The organism is Tetragenococcus muriaticus DSM 15685 (genome assembly GCF_000423785.1).
GTDB classification, from domain to species: Bacteria; Bacillota; Bacilli; order Lactobacillales; family Enterococcaceae; genus Tetragenococcus; species Tetragenococcus muriaticus.
This window is the reverse complement of sequence record NZ_AUIQ01000088.1, coordinates 1-4,460: the sequence shown is the minus strand read 5'-3', so window position 1 is coordinate 4,460 and position 4,460 is coordinate 1. Positions and strand designations below refer to the sequence as shown.

Genomic DNA, 4,460 nt, shown 5'->3' with positions numbered 1-4,460 from the left:
GGGCGAAGAAACGATGCTCTGGAATATGAACGTATTGCGCTAACAGTGAATCAAAATGAATTTGATTTAGAAACTCCGAAAGTAAGACGAGCCCCGCGTCATTGGTTAAGGTACCACCGTCGTTGGCTATTGAGATGACTTTTTGCTCATTGAATGTAAGAGAATTTTGTTGTAAAGTAATAGACATAAGAACGCACTCCTTTATTGTTATGTTTTGTCGACTTTACAATAACACGAAGTGCGTTCTTTTTGTACACCCAGAAGGTGAAGCAACTAAACTTTTAGAAAAATGAGCATACCAATGATTGAATCATTCTTGGAAAAATTTATAAATCATTCAGGTAAAATATTATATCATAATATACACACTTATTGATTGTTAGAACTCCAGTTAAGTAATCTTGATCAATTATATCTCTAATTAATTAGAAATTTCACCGATTATTATTTAAAATAAAAAACTGGCGAGCCCTTTGCCCACCAGATTTTTGCCTTTTTAACCAGTTTCAGCTAAGAAACAGATGTATTTTATCAATCTTGTTTCTTAGTTTCTCCTTTTCTTTCTTTAAAGAAGTAAAGAGCTACACATAGGAATTCAATTGCTACTAAAATAAAGGAAAATTGGATATTTGTATAATCAGATAATAGACCTTGCAGTGCTGGTAATATAGCTCCACCAACTAAGGCCATAACAATAAATGCTCCAGCAGTCTCCGTGTGTCGTTTATCATCAATTTTATCTAGTGCTCTAGAGTAGATCGTTGGCCAACATGGTCCCATAAATAGATTCACACCTATTACAGCGTAAACGGCTGATACATTTGGCACTAATGTAGCATATAAAACTGCTAATGTTCCTAAAGAGGAATAGGTTAGCAATACCTTGGTCTCAGAGAATCGAGCTAATAGATAACTGGCTGATACACGACCAACAAAAAAGCATATATAACTATATAGCATAAAATTTGAAACTGTTCTTTCATTAAACTGCGGAAACATTTCAAGCGCTAAAATCATGGTATACGACCAGACGCTCGTTTGAACACCCGCATAAAGAAATTGTGTAATAACAGCTTGCCAATATTCTTTCTTATCTTTTAAATAGTTCATTGTTTCCGCAAAAGTTACATTTTTTTCATATTCTTTCTTTTTCGGTTTGCCTGATGGGAATTTTGTTAATGCAAAGATTATGATCAAAATAGCTAAAACAATGAGTAAATATTTATACGGTGAGATCGTCCGTGCCAAAGCTTGGCGTCCATATTCTTCAGCTGCACTTTTACTTAAATCTGACATTTTTTGTGTTAGATTATCATCTGTAAATATTAAATACTTCCCCAAAAAAATACCTATGATATTACCGATAGCGTTCATTGTCTGACTTACATTTAAACGCACTGTGGATGAAGAGCGAGGGCCTAATAATGAACTATACGTATTTGCTGAAGTTTCAAGAAAACTAAGTCCGATTGCCTCAACAAAAAGAGCAAAAAGAAAAACTGGATAAGCAAACAGCCTTGCTGCAGGGAAAAACAAGAAACATCCAAGAGCAAAGGCTGTTAGCCCAGCTACTATTCCCAATTTATAACTACTTTTTTTAATAAATGTTGAGGCCGGTATAGCAATGACAAAATATCCTCCATAAAATGCTGTTTTTACAAACGCAGCTGCAAAACCGCTCAAATCAAAAACCGCTGTAAATTGAGTAATTAAAATGTCATTTAAACTCGCTGCAATCGCCCACATAGCAAACAAAATCGTAACTAAAATAAACTGTAATATAGGGACTTTATTCAAATAGCCATCTGGTTGTTCTACCCAACCTTGTTTATTCATTTCGAAACCACCTCATTCAGGGTTATTTTATTACTTCCATTAGTAAATTAGTTATTTTTTAATTTTCTCTGTTTTCTCTAAAAATTGATCAATTTCAGATTTGGTAGGTAGTGATGGTTGCGCTCCCATTTTTGTTACAGAAAGCGAAGCTGCTGCAGAAGCATATGTCAAAGCTTTAGTAATTTGACTATTTTGTGCTAAGCCGTAGGCCAGGGCTCCAATATAGGTATCTCCAGCTGCAGTTACATCTACAGGTGAAACGCTAAAAGCAGGAGTGTGCAATTCACTATCTTTATTTTTAAAATAACTACCATTTTGACCGAGAGTTATGATAACATTTTGATAACCTTGTTCTAGCAGATTACTAGCAGCTTCTCTCACTCCTATATCACTACTTGTATCGATGTCTGTTAAAACTGCTGCTTCATGTTCGTTAGGAGCTATATAAGTAACAAATGGCGCATATTTTGGATCTAATTCAGCAGCAGGAGCTGGATTTAAAATGATCGTTTTACCATATTTGTTTCCAATTGTTATTGCTTCATAAACTGTTTCAAGCGGTAGTTCTAATTGTAATACTAAAATGTCCGCCCCTCTAATAGCACTTTCGAATCCCTGTACATCTTCAGTTGAAAATTCTGAATTGGCTCCAGGAATAATAACAATTCTATTTTGACCTTGTGCATTTATATGAGGATTTCCTATTCCAGAACTAGCAGTGTTAGTAAACAAAACATTATCATGTTTAACATTATTTTCTCTCAAAGATTTTATTTGATCTTCGCCAAACTTATCTGCCCCTAATTTTCCAATCATTTCCACATTTCCACCCAATTTTGCCGCTGCTATAGCTTGGTTAGCCCCTTTACCGCCAGTAAATTGATGAAAAGATTCGCCAATAATCGTTTCACCTTCTTCAACAAAACGTTCTGATTTCACTACAAGATCGGTTATAAAACTACCGATGATTAATATTTTTTTCATGATTTTCCTCCTATAATTTACCTTCTTCTACTAACTTTCTTCCTAATGCCCCACCGGGATGATACATTCCAAATTGTTCTTCAGTAAAATTTTTTAGTACCGATATAGCAAGTGCTAAACTATCGCCTACCACCAAAACACTCGTAGAACTATTTGTTGGAGCTAAATTAAATGTATCTGCTTCGCGATCAACTTGTACTTCTAAAAGAAATTCACTTTTTCTAGCCAATGTCGAATGTTCTTGACCGGTTAAGGCAATAATCCTTGCACCAATTCGATGAATAGCATCAATAGGTGCAAGAGCTTCACTTGTCTCTCCAGAATTTGAAATAATGATTACTAAATCATCTTTAGTAATCATACCTAAATCTCCATGCATTGCTTCTGTTGCATGGATAAAAAATGAAGGCGTACCTGTACTTGCAAAAGTAGCTGCTAATTTTTTCCCTATGTGCCCAGACTTACCGACGCCCATTATTATTAAGTGCCCTTTAAGCGTCAAAATTTCCTTAATAATTAAGTTAAATTCTTCCTTATTAGAATTTAACTGTTGTTCCTGTTTTTTTATTGATGATATTTCAGCTTTCATCACTTTTCTAATAATTTCAATATCTTCCATCTTCATTTTCTCCTTATAAGTTTGATAGAAATCGATTTCTAAAAAGTCAAAAATTTTTTATCTTACTCCTATAGTTAAAAGAATATTAGCAAAAGTTCTAGTTTCACCAGTATTAATTCCTAATTTTAAATTGCTCGCATTTTTACATACATCGTAAAAATCAAAACGACCAAGTTCACTTAATTCACCTGTATCTAGAATTTCCTTAAATTCTTCATAGATTGCTGGTTGTTCTCCCTCATCAGGTGACATAACTTCAGCTTTCTCAAAATTTATCTGAGTATTTAGTACTTTCAACACTTCTGTTGCTTTTGGAAGATCAGATTTTAATGCTAAATAAATTTTTTCCGTATTTTCATTTACATCAGAATCTAATGGATAATTCCCATCTGTAATTAATATCTTGTCTCCATGTCCACAATTAGCTAAAGCTCGTAAAATTGACGGATGTAATAGTTCTGTAGTTAACATAATTTTCTCTCCTCTTAAATATTATTTTATAGAAATCGATTTCTATCTTACAAAAATAAAATATCACCTTATGATAACGCTGTCAAGAAAATATCTTATTTAGTTCTAATCACCCCTTTCAATTGAAAAAAGCGCTAACAATTAAATGAAAATACAATTCGATATAGATACCTATGTCACTTTTAGAATTATTATATATCCTGAATGATTTCTAAAAATTTGTGGATAACTAAACGGGCCGGTCAACAGGGTTGTTGTTCGTGTTATTTTCTATTTTTGCTATCGTTTTTGAACCAAACACAGGAAAGAACTACTGTAGAACGCTAAAAAAGGGTAAAGGTCTTCCTAGAAGGTGGAAAATACGCTTTTTATAAGGAAAGAGTGAAGAGAATAAGTTAAAGATTCAAGCGCTGGATTCGCGTAAGGACTTCCCAGAAAAGCGTGTTATAAACGTTGGTACTAGAAAGGTGAATTTGAATTTTTCGCGCATGTTCCGTGACTCTTCCTGCGATATGGAAGAGTTGAAAGCGGATCGTGTCAATCACTGTGG

5 protein-coding genes and 1 pseudogene are annotated in these 4,460 nt (G+C 33.9%); all 6 read right to left on the bottom strand.

The window, feature by feature from the left end; all coding sequences use genetic code 11:
* Positions 1 to 187, bottom strand: a pseudogene (locus G577_RS11505) (IS1380 family transposase); the annotation flags it as partial.
* Between the two features lie 344 nt (positions 188 to 531).
* Entirely contained in the window at positions 532 to 1,836 is a 1,305-nt protein-coding gene (gene fucP / locus G577_RS0110040) for an L-fucose:H+ symporter permease (protein WP_028791053.1), read from the bottom strand.
* 51 nt (positions 1,837 to 1,887) lie between these two features.
* Positions 1,888 to 2,820: a ribokinase gene (rbsK, locus tag G577_RS0110035; protein WP_028791052.1), complete on the bottom strand. Its 933-nt coding sequence runs from the start codon at positions 2,818 to 2,820 to the stop codon at positions 1,888 to 1,890.
* A gap of 10 nt (positions 2,821 to 2,830) precedes the next feature.
* Entirely contained in the window at positions 2,831 to 3,445 is a 615-nt protein-coding gene (locus G577_RS0110030; protein WP_038027757.1) for a KpsF/GutQ family sugar-phosphate isomerase, read from the bottom strand.
* 51 nt (positions 3,446 to 3,496) lie between these two features.
* Positions 3,497 to 3,910: an RbsD/FucU family protein gene (locus G577_RS0110025; protein WP_028791050.1), complete on the bottom strand. Its 414-nt coding sequence runs from the start codon at positions 3,908 to 3,910 to the stop codon at positions 3,497 to 3,499.
* Between the two features lie 395 nt (positions 3,911 to 4,305).
* A partial coding sequence (locus G577_RS11940; RefSeq protein ID WP_211219230.1) for a transposase occupies positions 4,306 to 4,460 on the bottom strand: 155 nt, incomplete at its 5' end.